Here is a 19,476-nt window from a genome sequence, read left to right as displayed (position 1 = left end):
TCATTCGGCCGCAACCACGCCTTCGAGCCGATCTTCCAGATCGTCGCTCGCCGCGCGCAGGGCCGCCAGTGTCTCGTCGTCGGGTTCCCAGAGCTTGCGCTCGCAGGCTTCGAGCAGGCGGTTGGCCACCCGCGCGGAAGATTTCGGATTGAGCGCGGAAAGCCGCGCGCGCATCGCGTCGTCGAGCACGAAGGTCTCGCTGATCTGCTGATAGACCCACGGCTTCACATCGCCGGTGGTGGCCGACCAGCCGAGCGTGTTGGTCACGTGCATTTCGACATGGCGCACGCCTTCGAAGCCGTGCTTGAGCATGCCTTCGTACCATTTGGGGTTGAGCGTGCGGGTGCGCGTTTCGAGATCGATCTGCTCGCCCAGCGTGCGCACCTTCGCCGCGCCGTGCGTGGCATCGAGGATATAGACCGGCGCTTCCTCGCCACCCTTGGCGCGCGCGATCGCGCGGTTCATGCCGCCGAGGCCATCGACATACTGGTCGAGATCGGTGATCCCGACCTCCACGCTTTCGAGGTTCTGGTAGGTGAAATCGACCGATGCGAGCGCGGCGGCGAACAGCTCGCGCCGCTGCACGGGCGCGCCCTTGGGCCCATAGGCATAACCCTTGTGCGTCTCGAACGCATTGGCCAGCTCGTCCGGATCGGTCCACACGCCGCCGTCGATCAGCTGGTTCACGTTCGCCCCGTAGGCCCCCTCGGCATTGGAGAAGACCCGCAGGCTCGCGGTTTCGAGGTCGCAGCCATGTGCCTGCGCAAAAGCGAGGCTGTGCTTGCGGACGTAGTTCTGTTCGACCGGCTCGTCGGCGATGGTCGCAAGCCATGCGGCTTCGGCGAGCATACGGGTCTGGAGCGGCAGCAGGTCGCGGAAGATGCCCGAGAGCGTGGCAACCACATCGATCCGCGCGCGCCCCAGCTCTTCCAGCGGGATCAGTTCGGCCCCGCTCAGGCGGCCATAGGAATCGAGCCGGGGACGCGCGCCGATCAGCGCCATTGCCTGCGCCAGCTGCGTGCCCTCGCTCTTGAGGTTGTCCGTCCCCCACAGCACCATCGCGATGCTCTCGGGCGCTTTGTCATTCGACGCGTGGTGCCGGGCGAGCAGCTGCTCCGCCTGCCGCGCCCCCTCGGCGACCGCAAAGCTGCTCGGGATGCGGAACGGGTCGAAGCCGTGAATATTGCGGCCGGTCGGGAGGACGTCCGGATTGCGCAGCACATCGCCACCCGGCGCCGGCAGGACGTAGCCGCCGTCGAGCGCGTGGATCAGCGCGGACATCTCGTCATTGGCGTCGAGCTTGTCTTCGAAAGCTTCACGGTCGGCATCGGCGTCGGCGCACTCGATGGCGTCGAGCAGGCTCTCGCGCTCCTCCCCTTCCGGATTGGCGCCGAACACATGCAGCCCGTGCGGGATCAGCGTGCGCTCCAGTTCATACAGGCGACCCGAGAGGTCTTCGATATCGCCCATGAAAATCTCGAGCGTGTCGCACGCATCGGCGATCATCGCTTCGACCGAGGCGCGCTCTTCCGCGTCGCTCGACCCGCGCCAGCGTTCGGTCAGCGCCTTGAGGTCGGCAAAGCCCTTGTAGAGACCTGCCTCGGCCAGCGGCGGGGTCAGGTAGCTGACCAGCGTCGCCGAAGCGCGCCGCTTGGCCAGAATGCCTTCGGACGGGTTGTTGGCGGCGTAGAGGTTGAAGTTGGGCAGGTCGCCCAGCAGCCGCTCGGGCCAGCAATCCCCGCTCAGGCCCGCCTGCTTGCCGGGCATGAATTCGAGCGCGCCGTGGGTGCCGAAATGCAGCACCGCATCGGCGGCGAAATCGCGCCGAATCCAGCGGTAGAAAGCGGAGAACGCATGCGTCGGGGCAAAGCCGCCTTCGAACAGCAGCCGCATCGGATCGCCCTCGTACCCGAAGGCGGGCTGGACGCCGACGAAGACGTTGCCCAGCTCGATCCCGTAGATGTGGATCGCGGAGCCGTCCGCCTGCTGCCTGCCCGGCGCGGGGCCCCACTGCGCTTCGATCTCTTTCAGGTGCGGCTCGGCCCGGACATGCTCGTCGGCGGGAATGCGCGCTGCGACATTGGCGTCGGCGCAGAACCGCTCCGCATTGCCGTGCAGCACCGCATCGCGCAGCGCTTCGATGCTTGTCGGCACCTCGACCGCGTAGCCTTCGGCGGCCAGCCGGACGAGCGTGGCGTGGAGCGATTCGAAGACCGCGAGGTGCGCCGCCGTGCCGGTCGCGCCCGAGTTGGGCGGGAAGTTGAAGATCACGATCGCGAGCTTGCGCTGCGCCCGCGCGGACTTGCGCAGCGTGACCAGCTTCGCGGTCTTCGCTGCCAGCGCGGCGGCGCGTTCGGGATGGCCGCGCATCGCGCGAACCGGGCCCTCGGCATCGTCGCTGCGCCCGCCGAACAGGCTCGGCGCGATCGCCCCGTCGAGCTCGGGGATCGCGACCATCATTGTGGTTTCGAGCGGCAGCAGGCCCATCCGCCCCTCGGCCCAGCTCTCCAGCGACTGGAACTCGATCGGGTGCGCGGCGATGTAGGGCAGGTCGAGACCGGACAGCGTTTTCACCGCCGCCGCCGTGTCGTTGTAGGCAGGCCCGCCGACCAGCGAGAAACCGGTCAGATTGACGATCGCGTCAACCGTGGGCCTGCCGTCCTTCACGAAGAATGTCTCGATCGCGGGACGCGCGTCGAGGCCGGAGGCGAAGGCGGGCACCACCTCCAGCCCGGCGGCTTCCATCGCCGCGATCACGCCATCGTAATGCGCGGTGTCGCGGCCCAGCAGGTAGGAGCGCAGCATCAGCAGCCCGACCCGGCCCTGCGCACCCTTCAGGCGCGGGAGCAGACGCGCGCTCTCCGAAATCAGCTGGTCGGTGCGCAGATGATAGACGCCGACCTCGGGATATTCGAGCGGAGCATCGGCACCGGTCGCGCCGCGCCGGGCCTCGCGCTCGCCCGCGGCGTAGCGATCGATCAGCGCGCGCACCATCGCGACCACATTGTCGTCCGATCCGGCGAGCCAGTATTGCAGCGTCAGGAAATAGGCGCGTACATCCTGCGCGGTGCCGGGAATGAACTTGAGGATCTTGGGCAGGCGGCGCAGCATCTTCATCTGCCCCGCGCCCGAGCTGGCGCCCGGCTTGCCGGAACCGCGCAGCTTCTTGAGCAGCGCGAGCGGACCCTTGGCGGGCGCATCCATCCGGTAGCCGCCCATCCGGGTCAGCCGCACGACCTCGCCCGCCGACATCAGGCCGAGCATCGCGTCGCAGTCCTCGCGCCGCGCCTCGAGCGCGGGAATGATCGCGCGCACGTGATCGTCGAGGAAGAGCATCGTCGCGATGACGATGTCGGCTGTACCGACATCCTGCTCCGTCGCTTCGAGCGATCCGGACACACGGTCCCAGTCGGACGCCGCGTGCAGTGCAATCTCGATATTCTCCGCCGCCAGCCGCTCGCTCGCCCGCTCGACCGCACCCTTGAGGTGGTTGTCGAGCGTCACGATGACGACGCGAGTCCGGGGGAGCGCGCTAGCGGGCATAATGCGCCTTCGCGTCGTAGAGCGTTTCGAGGTCGATCGCGCCGCGGCCCTGCTCGGCGGCGAAGTTTTCCGTGTTCCGCTTCGCCTTGCCACGCACGAAGAAGGGGATTTTCCTGAGTTCGGCTTCGGCTTCGGCGGTCCATAACGCGTCTTCATCGTCACCCTGGACCTGTTCCGGGGTCCAGCCCTCCTCCTGGTTTGCCGTGGCTGTTGGAGCGCTGGATGCTGAAACAAGTTCAGCATGACGAGAAGGCGAATGGGCAGCCAAGTGCGACGCTCCTGCATCGTCGGAGAATTCGAAATCCTCGCGGAACATCGTGAGCAGGTGCTCTTCGAGCCCCATCACCAGCGGGTGGACCCAGGTGTCGAACAGCACGTTCGCGCCCTCGAAACCCATCTGCGGGCTGTGGCGCGCGGGGAAATCCTGCACGTGGACGGGGGCGGAGATCACCGCGCAGGGGATGCCGAGCCGCTTGGCGATGTGACGCTCCATCTGCGTGCCCAGCACCAGCTCGGGCGCGGCGGCGGCGATCGCGTCTTCCACCTCGAGATGGTCGTCGGTGATCAGCGGCTCGACGCCATAAGCTCGCGCCGCATCGCGTATTTCACGCGCGAATTCGCGGTTGTAGCACCCCAGCCCGACGACCTCTAAGCCGAGCTCGTCGCGCGCCACGCGTGCAGCGGCGGCGGCGTGGGTCGCATCGCCGAAGACGAACACGCGCTTGCCCGTGAGGTAGGTCGAGTCGACCGAGCGGCTCCACCACGGCATGCGCGATTCGTCGTCGGCGAGCGCGGGTGCCGGATCAACACCCGCCAGCGTGGCGACCTCGGTGATGAAATCGCGCGTGGCGCCGACGCCGATCGGCACGGTTGTCGTGCGCGGCTGCCTGAACTCGCGCTCCAGCCAGCGCGCGGCGCTGTCGCCGATCTCCGGATAGAGCACGATGTTGAAATCCGCCGCGCCGATGCGTGCAATGTCCGCAGCCGATGCGCCCAGCGGGGCGACGCAGTTCACGCCGATCCCCAGCCGGTCGAGAATGCCGCGCACCTCGCGCACATCGTCGCGATGACGGAAACCGAGCGCTGCGGGACCGAGGATGTTGGCGAGTGGGCGTTTCGCACCCTGTGCCCCTCCACCGCCTTCGGCGGTCCCCCTCCCCGTTCCGGGGAGGATCGTTCGGTCCGCCAGATGGCGCACGATCTGGTAGAAAGTCTCTCCCGCGCCCCAGTTCTCCTTGCGCGAATAGCTCGGCAGTTCGAGCGGGACGACCGGGCAGTCGAGCTGCATCGCCTCGGCCATGCCGGCCGGATCGTCCTGGATCAGCTCGGCGGTGCAGGATGATCCGACCAGCATGACATCGGGGCGGAAACGCGCATGGGCATCGCGCGCCGCCTGCTGGAACAGCTCGGCGGTGTCCTTGCCCAGATCGCGTGCCTGGAAGGTGGTGTAGGTGACCGGCGGGCGTGCACCGCGCCGTTCGATCATCGTGAACAGCAGGTCGGCGTAGGTATCGCCCTGCGGCGCGTGGAGCAGGTAGTGCACCCCGCGCATCGCCGTCGCGATCCGCATCGCGCCGACATGGGGAGGTCCCTCGTAGGTCCAGACGCTCAGCTGCACCGCTACACCTGCAACACGTCGCGGCGGCGCAGCGGGCGCGCGAAAAGCTCGGCGAGGTCGCCCGCCTGCTCGAAGCCGTGGATGGGCGAGAAGACCAGCTCGATCGCCCATTTGGTGGAAAGCCCTTCGGCCTCCAGCGGATTGGCGAGGCCGAGGCCGCACACGGTCAGGTCGGGCCGGTCGGCGCGGACCCGGTCGAGCTGCCGGTCGACATCCTGCCCTTCGCTGATGCGCGTGGCCTGCGGCAATTGCTCCAGATCGCGCGCGACGAGCTTGCGGTTGAGATAGGGCGTGCCGACCTCGACCGGCTGCATGCCCAGTTCGGTGGCGAGGAAGCGCGCCAGCGGCACTTCGAGCTGCGAGTCGGGCAGGAAGCTGATCCGCTTGCCCGCCAGCTTCTCGCGATGATGTTCGAGCGCGCGCTTGGCGCGCTCGCGGCCCGGAGCGATCACCGCGTTGGCGTGCTTCGCGTCGATCCCGAAAGCCTGCGCCGCCGCCTTGAGCCAGGCGGTGGTGCCCTCGGCACCGAAGGGGAACGGCGCGTCGATCCGCTGGGCACCGCGTGCTTCGAGAGCCTGTGCGGTTTCGCCGAGGAAGGGCTGCGCGAGGAGAATTCGCGTGTTCGGGCCGACAGCCGGCAGGCCGTCAGCAGTGCGCGCGGGCAGCACGCCGACGTTTTCGATACCAAGCTGCGCGAACAGGCGCAGGAACTGGTCTTCGACGATATCCGGCAGCGATCCGACCATCAGCAATGCGGGCGCCGCGTCGGGCGCGCTCGCAGGCATGGCGGGGACCAGCGAGGCAAGGCAGGCATCCTCGCCCTCGGTAAAGGTCGTCTCGATCCCGCTGCCCGAATAATTGAGAACCCGAACCTGCCCGGCGTGCTTTGCGCCGAGTCGCTCGGCAGCCTTGCCGAGGTCGAGCTTGATGACTTCGGACGGGCACGAGCCGACGAGGAACAGCTGCTTTATCTCGGGCCGCCGGGCCAGCAGGCGGTCGACCACGCGGTCCAGCTCTTCATGGCAGTCCGCCATGCCCGCCAGATCGCGCTCCTCGATGATCGCAGTGGCGAAGCGCGGCTCGGCGAAGATCATGACGCCCGCGGCCGATTGCAGCAGGTGCGCGCAGGTGCGCGATCCGACCACGAGGAAGAAGGCGTCCTGCATCTTGCGATGGAGCCAGACGATCCCGGTCAGCCCGCAGAAAACTTCGCGTTGCCCGCGCTCGCGCAACACCTCGCGGGTGGGCGGGGCCGCGCAGCCGCTATCGACGGGGAGCGAGAATGCGTCGGCCTTCATGCGGGCACCGCCTGAACGCTGTCCGCGAGTCGCGCGGCGCGCAGCTTGAGCAGGAACTGACCGGCATTGACGACATAGGCGGCGTATCCCGCCAGCGCGACGAGGAGCCGCGCCTCGACGCTACCGATGCCGCCCAGAAGCATGGCGAGGTAGGCCGTGTGCAGCGCGATCACGACCATGCTGAACACGTCTTCCCAGAAGAAGGGCCGGGCGAAGAGCCATTTTCCAAAGACCTCCTTCTCCCAGATCGAGCCGGTGACCATGATCGCGTAGAGCGCGAAGGTCTTGGCGATGATCGAGAGATCGGCGGCGAGCGCGCCCTGGCCCGTGAGCAGTGTGCGCAGCACCAGCACGAGGCTGAGCAGGAAAATCGCGAACTGGAGAGGTGCGAGCACGCCTTGGACGATCGTCCACGCGCTTGCGTCGCGGCGGGCACGCTCGGCGGGCGTATAAAGCGCCGCACCACCCTGCGGCATCGCGTTTGCCCGATCACGCGGTGGGCTCTGGTCCCTTGCTGGCGACTCGTCGTGCGACATTGGGCTTGCGACGACCTCCTCTCTCCAGCCCGGAGACTAGGCCCTCTTTGCCGAGAGTGTCAATCTTAGATGACGACAAGTTAATTGGACACTTATCGATTTGCCATGTCGCGATCAGAGGCGTACGCTTGCCGAAGCTCAGGCGGAGTCGCAGAACCTCACCAAGCATGCCCGGGCCGACGCAATCCGCGCCGCTAACAGACTGGGAGAGTCTGCAATGGCATCGGTTTTCGGGATGGGATCGTCCGCCCTCAGGAATATGATCGCGAACCCTCTGGGTACGCGCCGTCGCTCGCCTTATCGTCAGCCGAGCCATTATCCCGACGATCTGGGCAGTGTCATCGAACACCAGATGATCCCCCGCCTGATGCTCGCCCAGTCGCGCGTCGAACCTACCGCCAGGGCGGAAGCTCTCGATCCGATCGCACCCGATTTCGCGGACAGCTTCGCCGTCAATCTGCTGGAGTGGGACGCGGACCGCGCGCTGCGCGAGGTCGAGGCGCTGGTCGCGCGCGGCTACGGCGTGCAGCCGGTCTTTCTCGATCTTCTCGCCCCCGCCGCGCGCACGCTCGGCAGGATGTGGGAAGAGGACGAGTGCGATTTCGTGGAAGTCACGATGGGACTGTGGCGGCTGCAGGAAGTCATGCGCGAAGTCGCCTCGCGTGCGCCGCCCATCGCGGGGTCGCTGGCCGCACCCGCGAAGTCCTTGTTTTCGCCCATGCCGGGCGACCAGCACAGCTTCGGCGCGCTGATGATCGATGAGGTTTTTGCACGCGCCGGATGGGAAAGCGAAGCATTGATCGACCCGCAGCGGCGTGAGCTTCTGACGGTAATTTCGCGCAAATCCTTGGATTTGGTGGGATTGACCATCACCACCGATTCACCTAGCAGCGCGCTTCAATCCCTGATCCGGGCCATTCGCACCGTGTCGGCCAATCCCGCAATATGCATCATGATCGGCGGTCGGATGGTCAACGCGAATCCTGGCCTGGCGGAGGAAGTCGGTGCCGACGTCTCGGCAGCGGATGCCTTCGCCGCGCTCGAAATCGCGGAACGCATGGTTGCGGAAACGGGACTCGAAACCAATCCCGCACCCTAGGGGGTGAGTATCCAATGCTGACCAAGAAGCACGGTAGTGACGCGGAACGCTCGTTCGCAGACAGCGCGGACGTCTTCGGCGCGCTCGATGCCGATGCCGCGCAGCGCCTCGCCATCGTCGCGGGCGACATCGCGCTGGTCATCGACGACACCGGCGACATCCTCGACAGCGCGATCGACCTGCGCGAATTCCCGGAATTCGAGGACTGGACGGGCACCAACTGGCTCGAAACGGTCACGATCGAAAGCCGCCCCAAGCTGATGGAAATGCTCGCCGCGGCCCGCAAGGGCGAGTCGCATCGCTGGCGACAGGTCAACCATCCCACGACCGACGGCGACGTACCGGTGCGCTATTCGCTGGTCGGACTCGGCAACGGCCGCCACCTCGCCTTCGGCCGCGACCTGCGCGACGTTGCGCGCACGCAGCAGCGGTTATTGCAGGTGCAGCAGGCGCTGGAACGCGACTACATGCGGATGCGCCAGCTCGAGGCACGCTACCGTATGCTGTTCGAACGGTCGCGCGAGGCCGTGCTGATCGTCGAGGCGGACAGCCATCGTATCCGCGAAGCGAACCCCGCCGCCGAAAGACTGGCCGGCGCACGTGCAGACAGCCTGCCCGGCAAGAAGCTGGGCGGCCTGTTCGATTCCTCCTCGCGCGATTCGCTGACCACCCAGCTCGGCGCCGCGCTCGGTTCGGATTCGGCCACGCCGCTTCAAGCCAGGCTTTCCAGGAGCAACCGCGAAGTGACCGTCGCGGCGACGGGGTTCAGCCAGAATCGCCGCCAATACCTCCTGCTGATCGTCACTCCGGTCGACGAGCATCCCGTGCGCGACGACCACCACCTGTCCGAAATCGTCGAGACCATGCCCGACGCCTTCGTCCTCGCCGATGCGGACATGCGCATCCTGCGCGCCAACGCGGCCTTCGTCGAACTGGTCGAGGCCGCGAGCGAGGAACAGCTGAGCGGGCGGTCGCTGTCGCGCCTGCTCGGCCGGCCGGGGATCGATCTGGATCTGATCGCGGGCCAGATGGAGAAGGACGGAGTCGCCCGCAACGTGACCAGCGTGGTCCGATCGATCGGCGGCACGTCCGAAGAGCCGGTCGAGATTTCGGCCGTCGCGACGCAGGAGGATCCGCGCTATTTCGGCTTCGTCATCCGCCCCGTCGCCCGCCGCTTGCGCGAAGTCGCGACGGGTGGCGAAGACCTGCCCCGCTCGGTCGACGAACTGACCGATCTGGTCGGGCGCATGCCGCTGAAGGACATCGTGCGCGAAAGCACCGACCTGATCGAGCGACTGTGTATCGAGGCCGCGCTGCTCTACACGTCGGACAATCGCGCCTCCGCCGCCGAAATCCTCGGCCTGAGCCGGCAGAGCCTCTATTCCAAGCTCAACCGCTATGGTCTGGGCAAGCAGGGCGAAGACGCCAGATAATCAAACCTGACAGATCGAGCGTCAAAACAGTTTGACGGTGCCGTGCGAGGGGCATAACCTCGGCGCATGGAACGATCGGCGCTCACTTTCCGGACGTCGCCGCCGCCTGCGGCCCGCGATGTCCTCGCGCTGCTCAAACCCATCACCTGGTTTCCGCCGATGTGGGCCTTCGCGGTCGGGGTCGTGTCGTCCGGCGCGGCGGTCGACAGGCGCTGGCTGCTGGTCGCGTGCGGCGTGCTGCTGGCCGGCCCGATGGTGTGCGGCACCAGCCAGGCGGTCAACGACTGGTTCGACCGGCACGTCGACGCGATCAACGAGCCGGACCGCCCGATTCCCTCGGGCAGGGTCGCGGGCCGCTGGGGCCTCGCCATCGCCATTGCCGGAACGCTGCTGTCGCTGCTGCTGGCACCGGCGCTGGGTCCGCTCGTACTGGGTGCAGCGGCCGTCGGCCTCGCGCTCGCCTGGGCCTACAGCGCCCCGCCCTTCCGCCTGAAGGCGAGCGGCTGGTGGGGCCCGGCAGTGGTGGGTCTGACCTATGAAGGGCTGAGCTGGTTCACCGGGGCCGCCGTGATGCTCGGCGCGATGCCCGCGCCTTCCGTCCTGACCATCCTGATCCTCTATTCGCTCGGCGCGCACGGGATCATGACGCTGAACGATTTCAAGGCGGTCGAAGGCGACCGCACGACCGGACTGCGCTCGCTTCCCGTCACGCTCGGCGTGCGTAATGCGAGCCTGCTCGCCTGCGCGACCATGGTGGTGACGCAGGCCATCGTCATCGCACTGCTCTTCGCATGGGGGCACACGCTTTCGGGCGCGATCGTCGCCGCGCTGCTCGCCGGGCAGTTCGCGCTCATGCCGCGACTGCTGCGCAATCCGGCGAAGCACGCCCCGTGGTACGGCACCACCGGCGTTACGCTCTATGTCCTCGGCATGCTCGCGGCCGGGCTGGGCCTCGGGGGCTATATCTGATGGCCCCCGCCCTGCCCCGTTCTGACTCGACCGGCCTCGGGTGGTTCTCCATCATCCGCCTCGGCCTCGTCCAGGCATCCATCGGTGCGATCGTGATGCTGGCGGCATCGCTGCTCAACCGCGTGATGGTGGTCGAATATGCGCTCGCCGCCGCGATTCCCGCCGGGCTGGTCGCGTGGCACTATGCGGTGCAGCTCGCGCGGCCGCTCTGGGGGCATGGATCGGATCACGGGCGCAGCCGCACGCCGTGGATCGTCGGCGGCATGGCGGTGCTCGCGGGCGGAGCGCTGCTGGCGGTGCGCGCGACCGTGCTCTTGCCCGATGATGCGCTCACCGGTGGCGCACTCGCGGTGCTGGCCTTCACGATGATCGGCGCGGGCGTGGGCGCGGCGGGCACATCGATGCTCGCGCTGCTCGCCTCGGGCGTCGTCCCCGAAAGGCGCGCTGCCGCGGCGGCGGTGACCTGGACGATGATGATCGCCGGGATCGTGGTCGCCGCGGGCGTCGCGGGCGCGCTGCTCGATCCCTTTTCGCAGGCGCGCCTCGCTGCCGTGGCGAACGGAGTCGCGCTGGCCGCCTTCGCGCTGGCATGCGCCGCGATCTGGCGCCTCGAACCGCGTGCCATGGCCGACTTCGCGGATCGGGATCGGGGGGATGCCCCCGGCTTCGCCGATGCACTGCGCGAGATAATGCAGGAGACCGCTGCGCGCCGTTTCACCGTGCTGATCTTCGTCTCGATGCTCGCCTATTCGATGCAGGACCTGATCCTCGAGCCTTTTGCGGGCCTCGTCTTCGGCATGAGCCCCGGCGAGTCGACGCAGCTTTCGGGGCTTCAGCACGGCGGCGTGCTGGTGGGCATGATCCTTGCCGGGATCGGCGGCAGCGCCTTTGCCGGACGGCTGCCGGTCGACCTCCGCCTGTGGATCGTCGCGGGCTGCGCGGGATCAGGAATTGCGCTTTTCGGACTGGCCATCGCCGCGCTGGCGGGGCCGGGCTGGCCACTCGCCGCCAATGTCTTCGTCCTCGGCTTTTGCAACGGCGTCTTCGCAGTCTCCGCCATCGGAGCGATGATGGGGCTGGCGGGCGCGGGAGAAAAGACGCGCGAGGGCGTGCGGATGGGCGTGTGGGGCGCGGCGCAGGCGATCGCCTTCGGCCTCGGCGGCCTGGGCGGCGCGATCGGCGTCGATATTGCGCGGCGGGTCGCGGGGCAGGACGGCGTCGCCTTCCAGCTGATCTTCGCACTCGAAGCCTCGCTCTTCATCCTCGCCGCGATGCTCGCGGTCCAGGCAAAACGGCGCGCACCAGTACGGGCCAGAGAGGGAGTGGCAGCGGCATGACACAGGACATCTACGACGCAGTGGTGGTCGGCGGAGGGCCTTCCGGGGCGACGATCGCGAAGGACCTGGCGGATGCCGGGCGGCGCGTGCTGCTCCTCGACCGGGCGGGCCGGATCAAGCCCTGCGGCGGCGCGGTGCCCCCGCGCCTGCTGAAGGATTTCGACGTACCGCAAAGCCTGCTGGTCGCCCGCGCGCGCTCGGCCCGGATGATCGCCCCCTCGGACCGCAAGGTGGACATGCCGGTGGGCGAGATCGGCTATGTCGGCATGGTCGACCGCGACGTGTTCGACGAATGGCTGCGGACCCGTGCCGCGCAGGCGGGGGCCGAGCGGCGCACCGGCACCTTCGAGACGATCGAGCGCGAGGAAGGCCAACCCTCGACGGTCTGCTACCGCAAACGACGCGGCGGCGAGCTGCAACGGGTGCGCACCCGGCTCGTGATCGGCGCCGACGGCGCGCGCTCGACCGTCGCGGCGCAGAACATCGCGGGGGCGGAGCGGATGAAATGCGTCTTCGCCTATCACGAGATCATCCGGTCGCCTGCCAACGATAGTGAAGGTTTCGACGGCTCGCGCTGCGACGTCTTCTATCAGGGGCACCTCTCGCCCGATTTCTACGCCTGGGTCTTCCCGCATGGCGAGACCGCGAGTGTCGGCGTGGGCAGCGCGAACAAGGGCTTCAGCTTACGCGGCGCGGTCGCGCGGATGCGCGGCGACCTGCATCTCGACGGCTGCGAGACGATCCGCCGCGAAGGCGCGCCGATCCCGCTCAAACCGCTTAAGCGGTGGGACAATGGTGCGGACGTGATCGTCGCGGGCGATGCCGCAGGCGTGGTCGCCCCCGCCAGTGGCGAGGGGATCTACTACGCGATGATGGGCGGGCGCTGCGTGGCACAGGCGGCCGAGCAGTTCCTCGCCACCGGGCAACCCGCCGCGCTCAGGCAAGCGCGCAAGGCCTTCATGCGCGAGCACGGCAAGGTGTTCTGGATCCTCGGCATGATGCAGCATTTCTGGTATTCGAGCGACAAGCGGCGCGAGCGTTTCGTGACCATGTGCGCCGACCGCGACGTGCAGCAGCTGACGTGGGAGGCCTACATGAACAAGCGGCTCGTGCGCGCGCGGCCTGCCGCGCATATGCGCATCTTCCTGAAGGATTGCGCGCACCTGCTCGGCCTCAGGGCTGCGGCATGAGGGCTCCCGCATGAAGATCGGCGCCTGATGGGTCGCAGCTGGGTATTGCCGATCATCGTGGCGGGCGTCGCGGCGCTGGGCATTGCTATGCTGGGCGGGACGATCACCGATCTGGGGCCGTGGTACCAGGGCCTCGAAAAGCCCGACTGGAGCCCGCCGAGCTTCGTCTTCCCGATCGCGTGGACCGCGATCTTCGCGCTCGCCGCGCTGGCAGCGGTCAGCGCATGGCGCGCGGCGCCCAATTCGCGCGTGGCCGACACCGTGATCGGCCTGTTCGCGTTGAACGGCTTCCTCAATGTGCTGTGGAGCCTGATCTTCTTTCGCATGCAGCGGCCCGACTGGGCCTTTGCGGAACTGATGCTGCTGTGGCTCTCGGTCGCCGCGCTGATCCTGTTCTGCGCCCGCTATTCGCGCGTCGCGGGACTCGCGCTGGTGCCCTACCTCGTCTGGGTCACGATCGCCGGCGCGCTCAACTGGAGCGTGGTCGAGCTCAACGGTCCGTTCTAGGGCGACCTTGATGCAATGGCTTTTCGAAACCGGTCACGCGGCGGACGTGGTCCTCGCAGTGCTGGCGGCGGAGGCCGTGCTGCTGCGGCTGCGCGGATGGCGGACGGCGGAGCTGGCCCGCCTGCTCGGCCCCGCCGCGCTGATCGTGCTGGGCCTGCGCGCCGCGCTGGTCGGTGCGGAGTGGTACTGGATCGCGCTGCCAGTAGCGCTCGCCTTCCCGCTCCACCTCATCGACCTGCGCGCCCGGACCCGCGGATAGCACAACCACAAAAAGCAAAGAGCCCGACCAGCAGGCCGGGCTCCTCTTGTGCAGCTTCGAACCCCTTCGCTCAGCTGGGGGCGTAGTGGTGTTCCTGTGCCCACACGTACCAGTTGTCGACCACCGTGCCCGACAGCAGGATCCCGATCCCGCCGGTCAGCGTGGTCAGGATCGCGAACCACCAGGCCCAGCGGTGGATCGATTCCATCGAAGCGTTGAAGCCCATCGTCCAGCGCCAGAACAGGCCCGCACGCTCCGCCGCGGTCCCGCGATCGGTGATCTGCTCGATCTCGCGCTCCCCGCCATAGCGGCCGACCGCGAGGATCGTAGCCCCGTGCATCGCGAACAGCAGCGCCGAGCCATAGAGGAACACGATCGAGAGGCAGTGGAACGGGTTGTAGAACAGGTTGCCGTGGACCAGCGAGAAATTGTTGGTCCAGTCGAGATGCGGGAAAATGCCGTAAGGCACCGCCTCGGACCAGCTGCCCATCAGCATCGGGCGGATGAAGCCGAGCACGAGGAACAGCCAGATCGCGCTGGCGAAGGCCCAGCTGACATGCAGCCCCATGCCGAGCGCCTTTGCCCGGCGATAGGTCCGCGCCCACCACAGCAGCACCGAGATGGTGAGGAAGAAGCCGGTCAGGATGAACCAGCCGCCTTCGGCCAGCGGAACGAAGGGCGAGAAGCCGTACTCGGGTCCCGGCGGGTCGAGCGACAGCCAGAAGAACTCGCGCATGAAGGCGATCGGGCTCCAGCCGACCGAGGCGAGCATGTTCCAGCCGATGATCGAGATCGCGAGAAAGCCGAATATGCAGGACGCAAGGCCGAGCCAGCCGAGATAGATCGGTCCGAACTGCGCCTGGCCGAGCTTGCCGAACCAGTGGGCATTCCAGTGCAGCGGGATGCGCGGCTCGTCGGCGAAGGGCAGGTCGATGCCCATCTCTGCCGGGCCGTCGAGCTGGACCTGGGTGAAGATGTTGTAATAGCGTGACATTATCGCCTCCTCCTCAGGACCAGACCGGGATGGTGCGCCACCAGTCCCACCAGTCGGGCCAGCTGCCCACGAACAGCGGACCGGAAATGATGATGCAGGCCGCACTCCAGAAACCGGCATTGAGCGCCAGGAGCAGGCCCAGCCGGTGGATGCCGATGGTGCCGATCGAATAGCCGATGAAGTCGCGGAAGAAGGTGTCCTCGTATTCCGGCGACTTGACCTCTTCGCCCTTGGGCACGTTCACCGCCGAAAGCACCAGCGCACCGTGCAGGGCGAGCGCGAGGTTCGTCGTGAAGAAGAACGTGATCGCGACCATGTGCAGCGGGTTGTAGTGGAAATTGACGTACTGGTATCCGATGTTCGACACCCAATCGAGGTGCGAGAATATCCCGTAGGGGAAGCCATGTCCCCAGGCCCCCAGCCACAGCGGGCGGAACACGACCAGCGTCGCGTAGGCCAGTATGGCGAAACTGAAGGCGATGGGCACGTGGTACCCCATCCCCAGCTTGCGGCAGATTTCGACCTGCCGCAGCGCCCACGACCCGAAGGCGATCAGCGCGCAGACCGTGATGATCTGCCAGTATCCACCCGCGTTGAGCGGCGCGGCGGCCAGCCCCGCTTCGATCGGCGGAGGGTCGATCGAGATGAGCCACGGATTCCAGGTCGGGCCCTGCGAGGCCGCGGCGAAGATCAGCAGGGTGCCCAGCAGCGCACTGATCGCCGCCGTCACGCCGAAGAAACCGACGTAGAAGGGACCCACCCAGAAATCGAACAGGTCGCCCCCGATCAACGTGCCGCCACGCACGCGGTATTTCCGCTCGAAACTCAGGAGCGCCATAGGTCCATCCTCCCCGTCGTCACAGACGGGTCTTGTTGGTTCATCCCAGAGGTCTCGGCCGGGAGCGCCTGAGCGCTATCGGCCCCGGGAGCGGGCGAACCCGCTCCCGTCGTCGCGTCACCTGCTCTCTAGCCGGTCCGGACCGGAGCCTCGGTGCTTGCGGCGGTGGTCGCCGGAACTGCCGCCGCGCCATCCAGCCAGTTGTAGCGGTTGGTGCTGAGCAGGATGAAGTGGATCAGCAGCGCAAGGACGAACAGGAACACGAACAGTGCCACCAGTGCCCGGCGCGGATCGAAAATCAGCCAAATTCTCCACATGGTCTTACTCCTTCAAGAATGGTGGAGGGTTCGCCGCCGCAGCCCGCGGGCCACCATCGGCGAAAGATGCGTCTGGCTCAGAGCCAGGGCTTGTAGGCCCACAGCGCGATATGGGCGAGGACGGCGATCCCCGTGAAGCCGATGAAGGAGCCCATGAAAATCTTGTGAAATTCCTTGGCTTCTTCGGGCGTCAGGTAGGTCCGCAGACCGAAGCGGTCGTCGCCAGGTGTCGGATCGTTCATTGATCAATCTCCAAACTTGCTGGACAGATCGGGGCAACGCCGCCCCGGTGGCACCCGCGTGACGGCACTGCCGTGCGCGCAGATCTGTGGGCCCGTCGCCGGGCGGATGGCTGGACCGGACGGCTCACCGCGCCGCTCCTTCGAGCAGCACGTCGGCAAGCCGATCGGCAGTGACGGTGGTTTCCTGCGCCCGGCGCGCGGCGGTTTCGGCGGCGTCGCGCAGACGCTTGGCGGCCGAAATCCGCACGAGTACCGGCTGCGCCTCGACGATCGCGTCGTAACGCGCCTTGGCTTCGGGTTCCCAGCACAGCTCGGCCTGCTTGCGCGCCGGAGTCGCTTCGGCCCTGTCCATATCGGTTCCGAGCGGGAGGATGTGGAACAGCGCGTCGAACAGCGCATTGCACACCTCCTGGACGAGGTAGGTCGCGCCCGAATAGCCCATGAAGGGCGTCCCCGTATGGCGGCGGATCGCCGCGCCCGGGAAGCTTGCGGGAATGAACTGCGCCTGCGGGCCGTGGCCACCGCCTGCGGCCTCCGCCATGTACATCCGTTCGTTGTAGCTACCGAATACCACCAGCGGCGGATTGGCATGGATCGCGGCGCGCACGTCCTCGTTCTTCGGCTTCACCCCGGCACGCCGCCCGAAGGCGAAGTTGCAGGGCAGACCCATGTCCTCCTCGAGGAAGTGGCGAATGCCGCGCGCGTAGGTCTCGTTCGCGCAGATCCCGAAATTGGCGGTGCCGAAGAAATCCTGCGTGACCGAGCGCCACAGATCCCATAGCGGCTTGATCGTGGTGTGCTTTTCCTTCTCGATGAAGGGTTCGGGATCGAGCCCCAACTCCTCGCCGAGCGAGCGCAGGAATTTGGTGGTCGAGGTGAGCCCGATCGGCGCCTGGAAAAACGGCCGCTCGAGCAATTCGCACAGGTTGCGGCCGTACTCGCGATACATGCACACGTTGGCGTGGGCGTTGGCGAGCTTGCGCATGTCGGCGAGGTGGCTGCCGAGCGGGAAGACGCAGTTCACCTCCGCCCCGATCCCTTCGACCAGACGGCGGATCTCGGCCATGTCGCTGGCCATGTTGAACATGCCGTAAGCGGGGCCGATGATGTTGACGAGCGGCTTCTCGCCCTCCTTGAGCGCCTTGGCCTTGGGCATCTTCTTCGGCCCGAATTCGGTCCACAGCCAGCTCAATGCACGGTCCGCGCTTTCCCACTGGTCCTCGTCGATCGTGCGCGGCAGGAAGCGGCGGATCGTGGTGCCCTCGGGCGTCACCCCGCCGCCGATCATCTCGGCAATCGAGCCAGTGACCACCACCGATGGCAGTTCGGGGTCGAGCGTCTTCCACGCCCGCTTCATCGCGGCTTCGGTGCCGGTCTTGCCGAGCTCTTCCTCGCCCAGCCCGGTGACGACAATCGGCAATTCGTGCGGCGGCAGGCCGTCGGTGTAGTGGAGGACGGATGTGACCGGCAGGTTCTCGCAGCCGACCGGCCCGTCGATGACGACCTGCAGGCCCTTCACCGCAGTGAAGACGTAGACCGCGCCCCAGTAGCCGCCGGCCCGATCGTGATCGAGAACCAGGGTCATGCCATCCTCCCCGGAACGGGGAGGGGGACCGCGCGCGCAGCACGGGGTGGAGGGGCACCGTCGGCGCTTCCGGCCAACACAGGCGGTCGGATCACGCGAGCGTGCCCCTCCACCAGCCTGCGGCTGGTCCCCCTCCCCCGATAGGGGAGGATTGAGCGCACGGCCATCATGATCCCACCGCCTCGGCCGCCTTGAGCGCGGCAGCTGTCTGCGCGGCGAACTTCTTCTTGAACTGCGGGCGGTCGACCGGGGTGTCTTCCCAGATGCCCGCATTGTCGTCTGCACCGACGCCTTCGAAGAAATCGCGCATCCGGTCGAAGCGCGCCTTGTTGCCCAGCGCCGCGTTGATCACCTGCGCCAGGCTGCCCGCCCCCGCCGGGCCCATCAGCGGGCGCGCGGAGATGAGGTTGGTGAAGTAGAGTGCAGGCGTCGCGCGCTGCTTGGCGTGCTGCACCACCGGCGTGGTGCCGATGGCGAGATCGGGACCGAACTCCTCGTAGGCCGCGATATCCTCCTCGAGGCTCGCGCGGAAATTGACCCGCACGCCCTTTGCCTCGAGCCATTCGCGGTCCGGATCGGACCACCGGGTGCGCGGGCAGGCGGTGCCGACATAGGGCACCTCGGCGCCGCTTTCGATCAGCAGCCGCGCGACCAGCAGTTCGGAGCCTTCGTAGCCCGACACGGTGATCCGACCGTCGATGCGCGCTCCCGAGAGCGCGCCCTCGATCGCGGGCAGGATCGCGTTCTTGACCGCATCGACCTTGTCCTGCGCGATGCCGCAGGCCGTTCCGATGGCATCGAGCCACGCCGCGGTGCCATCGCGCCCGACCGGCGCGGAGCCGACCACGCCGCGCCCGGCCGCCTCGAACTCGCGCACGCTGGCGGTGTAGAAGGGGTGGATTGCGGCGACCGCCGCGCAGTCGAGCGCGCTGTACAGTTCGCGCCACTCGCGCGTGGGAACGACCGGGCCGGCCGCGAGGCCAAGCGGTTCGAGCAATTGCCCGATCACGACCGGGTCAGCGGGGAACATCTCTCCCAGGAGAGTCACCGTCGGCCGGTCCGGTCGATGGGTCGGCGCGGCGACCGGACCTTCGTCGGCCTCCTCGCGCGCATATTTCAGCATTGCCCCGGCGAGGACGTCCTTCGCCTCGGCATGGGTCGGGATGCCGAAGCCGGGTACGTCGATGCCGATCACGCGCACACCGTTGATCTGGTCGGGCAGCAACCGCAGCGGCACGCCGCTGGCGGTGGGCACGCACAGGTTGGTGACGATGATCGTGTCGTACTGCGCGGGGTCGGCGAGCTGCTCGACCGCCTCCTTGATATCCTCGAACAGCTTGCCGGTGACGAGCGTTTCGGAGCTGAAGGGCACGTAGCCGACCGTCCGCCGTGCGCCGTAGAAATGCGAGGTGAAGGTCAGGCCGTAAACGCAGCACGCGCTGCCCGACAGGACGGTCGCGGTGCGCTTCATCCGCAGGCCGACGCGCAGGCTCCCGAACGCAGGGCACATGCTTTGCGGCTGGTCGTGCGGGCCCTGCTTGGCCTCGTCGAGCGGATAGTCGCGCGCATACTGGTCGAGGATGTCGCTCTTTCCCGCCTTGCGGGCCGCCTCGCGCATCGTGTCGCCACTGGCGCAGCCGCCCTCGTCGGGCTTGCCAAGATCGAGCCGGTCGGCGCTTCTCGTGTCGGGGGTGATGGGGTCGCTCATCCC

General features: G+C 67.5%; 17 protein-coding genes. 7 read left to right on the top strand and 10 right to left on the bottom strand.

Annotation, left to right across the window (positions count from 1 at the left end; all coding sequences use genetic code 11):
• From bchH to bchF, 4 genes are read right to left on the bottom strand one after another with little or no spacing between them, the layout of a single operon-like run.
• Positions 1-3,543, bottom strand: coding sequence for a magnesium chelatase subunit H (bchH, locus tag DL238_RS06170; RefSeq protein WP_115491461.1), 3,543 nt, complete (start codon positions 3,541-3,543; stop codon positions 1-3).
• The gene (gene bchB, locus DL238_RS06165; protein ID WP_115491460.1) at positions 3,533-5,161 is read right to left on the bottom strand and encodes a ferredoxin:protochlorophyllide reductase (ATP-dependent) subunit B; all 1,629 of its coding nucleotides are present in this window, start codon (positions 5,159-5,161) and stop codon (positions 3,533-3,535) included. Before bchB ends, bchH begins: the two co-directional genes overlap by 11 nt.
• Before the next feature lie 2 nt (positions 5,162-5,163).
• The gene (locus DL238_RS06160) at positions 5,164-6,459 is read right to left on the bottom strand and encodes a ferredoxin:protochlorophyllide reductase (ATP-dependent) subunit N (RefSeq protein WP_115491459.1); all 1,296 of its coding nucleotides are present in this window, start codon (positions 6,457-6,459) and stop codon (positions 5,164-5,166) included.
• A complete protein-coding gene (gene bchF, locus DL238_RS06155) occupies positions 6,456-6,935 on the bottom strand; it encodes a 2-vinyl bacteriochlorophyllide hydratase (protein WP_234030984.1) in 480 nt (159 codons plus the stop codon). The genes DL238_RS06160 and bchF overlap by 4 nt, the downstream gene beginning before the upstream one ends.
• A 277-nt stretch (positions 6,936-7,212) precedes the next feature.
• On the opposite strand from bchF, the gene DL238_RS06150 reads away from it, so the two are divergent.
• The 7 genes from DL238_RS06150 (at position 7,213) to DL238_RS06120 (ending at position 13,789) form a co-directional block, all read left to right on the top strand.
• Positions 7,213-8,094 (top strand): cobalamin B12-binding domain-containing protein, encoded by an 882-nt coding sequence (locus DL238_RS06150; protein ID WP_234030983.1) that lies wholly within the window; start codon positions 7,213-7,215, stop codon positions 8,092-8,094.
• A 14-nt stretch (positions 8,095-8,108) separates the two neighbouring features.
• Positions 8,109-9,527 carry a transcriptional regulator PpsR gene (gene ppsR / locus DL238_RS06145; RefSeq protein ID WP_115491457.1) on the top strand — a complete coding sequence of 473 codons (1,419 nt, stop codon included), beginning with the start codon at positions 8,109-8,111 and terminating at the stop codon, positions 9,525-9,527.
• Between the two features lie 66 nt (positions 9,528-9,593).
• Complete coding sequence (gene chlG / locus DL238_RS06140) at positions 9,594-10,496, top strand: chlorophyll synthase ChlG (protein ID WP_115491456.1); 903 nt, start codon at positions 9,594-9,596, stop codon at positions 10,494-10,496.
• Positions 10,496-11,833: a BCD family MFS transporter gene (locus DL238_RS06135; RefSeq protein WP_115491455.1), complete on the top strand. Its 1,338-nt coding sequence runs from the start codon at positions 10,496-10,498 to the stop codon at positions 11,831-11,833. Before chlG ends, DL238_RS06135 begins: the two co-directional genes overlap by 1 nt.
• Positions 11,830-13,023, top strand: a complete 1,194-nt coding sequence (locus DL238_RS06130) for a geranylgeranyl diphosphate reductase (RefSeq protein ID WP_115491454.1) — start codon at positions 11,830-11,832, stop codon at positions 13,021-13,023. Before DL238_RS06135 ends, DL238_RS06130 begins: the two co-directional genes overlap by 4 nt.
• Before the next feature lie 27 nt (positions 13,024-13,050).
• On the top strand, positions 13,051-13,530 hold the full coding sequence (locus tag DL238_RS06125) for a TspO/MBR family protein (protein WP_115491453.1): 480 nt from the start codon (positions 13,051-13,053) through the stop codon (positions 13,528-13,530).
• Positions 13,531-13,540: 10 nt separating this feature from the next.
• On the top strand, positions 13,541-13,789 hold the full coding sequence (locus tag DL238_RS06120) for a hypothetical protein (protein WP_181883845.1): 249 nt from the start codon (positions 13,541-13,543) through the stop codon (positions 13,787-13,789).
• Between the two features lie 70 nt (positions 13,790-13,859).
• Here DL238_RS06120 and pufM read toward each other — a convergent pair whose 3' ends face one another.
• From pufM to bchY, 6 genes are all read right to left on the bottom strand, one after another.
• Positions 13,860-14,783, bottom strand: coding sequence for a photosynthetic reaction center subunit M (gene pufM / locus DL238_RS06115; protein WP_115491452.1), 924 nt, complete (start codon positions 14,781-14,783; stop codon positions 13,860-13,862).
• Positions 14,784-14,796: 13 nt separating this feature from the next.
• Positions 14,797-15,621: a photosynthetic reaction center subunit L gene (gene pufL / locus DL238_RS06110; protein WP_115491451.1), complete on the bottom strand. Its 825-nt coding sequence runs from the start codon at positions 15,619-15,621 to the stop codon at positions 14,797-14,799.
• A gap of 128 nt (positions 15,622-15,749) precedes the next feature.
• A complete protein-coding gene (gene pufA, locus DL238_RS06105) occupies positions 15,750-15,938 on the bottom strand; it encodes a light-harvesting antenna LH1, alpha subunit (protein WP_115491450.1) in 189 nt (62 codons plus the stop codon).
• Between the two features lie 77 nt (positions 15,939-16,015).
• Entirely contained in the window at positions 16,016-16,180 is a 165-nt protein-coding gene (gene pufB, locus DL238_RS06100) for a light-harvesting antenna LH1, beta subunit (protein WP_115491449.1), read from the bottom strand.
• 124 nt (positions 16,181-16,304) lie between these two features.
• Complete coding sequence (bchZ, locus tag DL238_RS06095; protein WP_115491448.1) at positions 16,305-17,765, bottom strand: chlorophyllide a reductase subunit Z; 1,461 nt, start codon at positions 17,763-17,765, stop codon at positions 16,305-16,307.
• 166 nt (positions 17,766-17,931) lie between these two features.
• On the bottom strand, positions 17,932-19,473 hold the full coding sequence (bchY, locus tag DL238_RS06090; RefSeq protein ID WP_115491447.1) for a chlorophyllide a reductase subunit Y: 1,542 nt from the start codon (positions 19,471-19,473) through the stop codon (positions 17,932-17,934).
• Between the last annotated feature and the right edge of the window lie 3 nt (positions 19,474-19,476).

Origin of the sequence: Alteriqipengyuania lutimaris, from assembly GCF_003363135.1 — a bacterium.
GTDB lineage: Bacteria > Pseudomonadota > Alphaproteobacteria > Sphingomonadales > Sphingomonadaceae > Alteriqipengyuania > Alteriqipengyuania lutimaris.
Note: the sequence above shows the minus strand (reverse complement) of the source record. Positions and strands in the feature narration are given on the sequence as shown.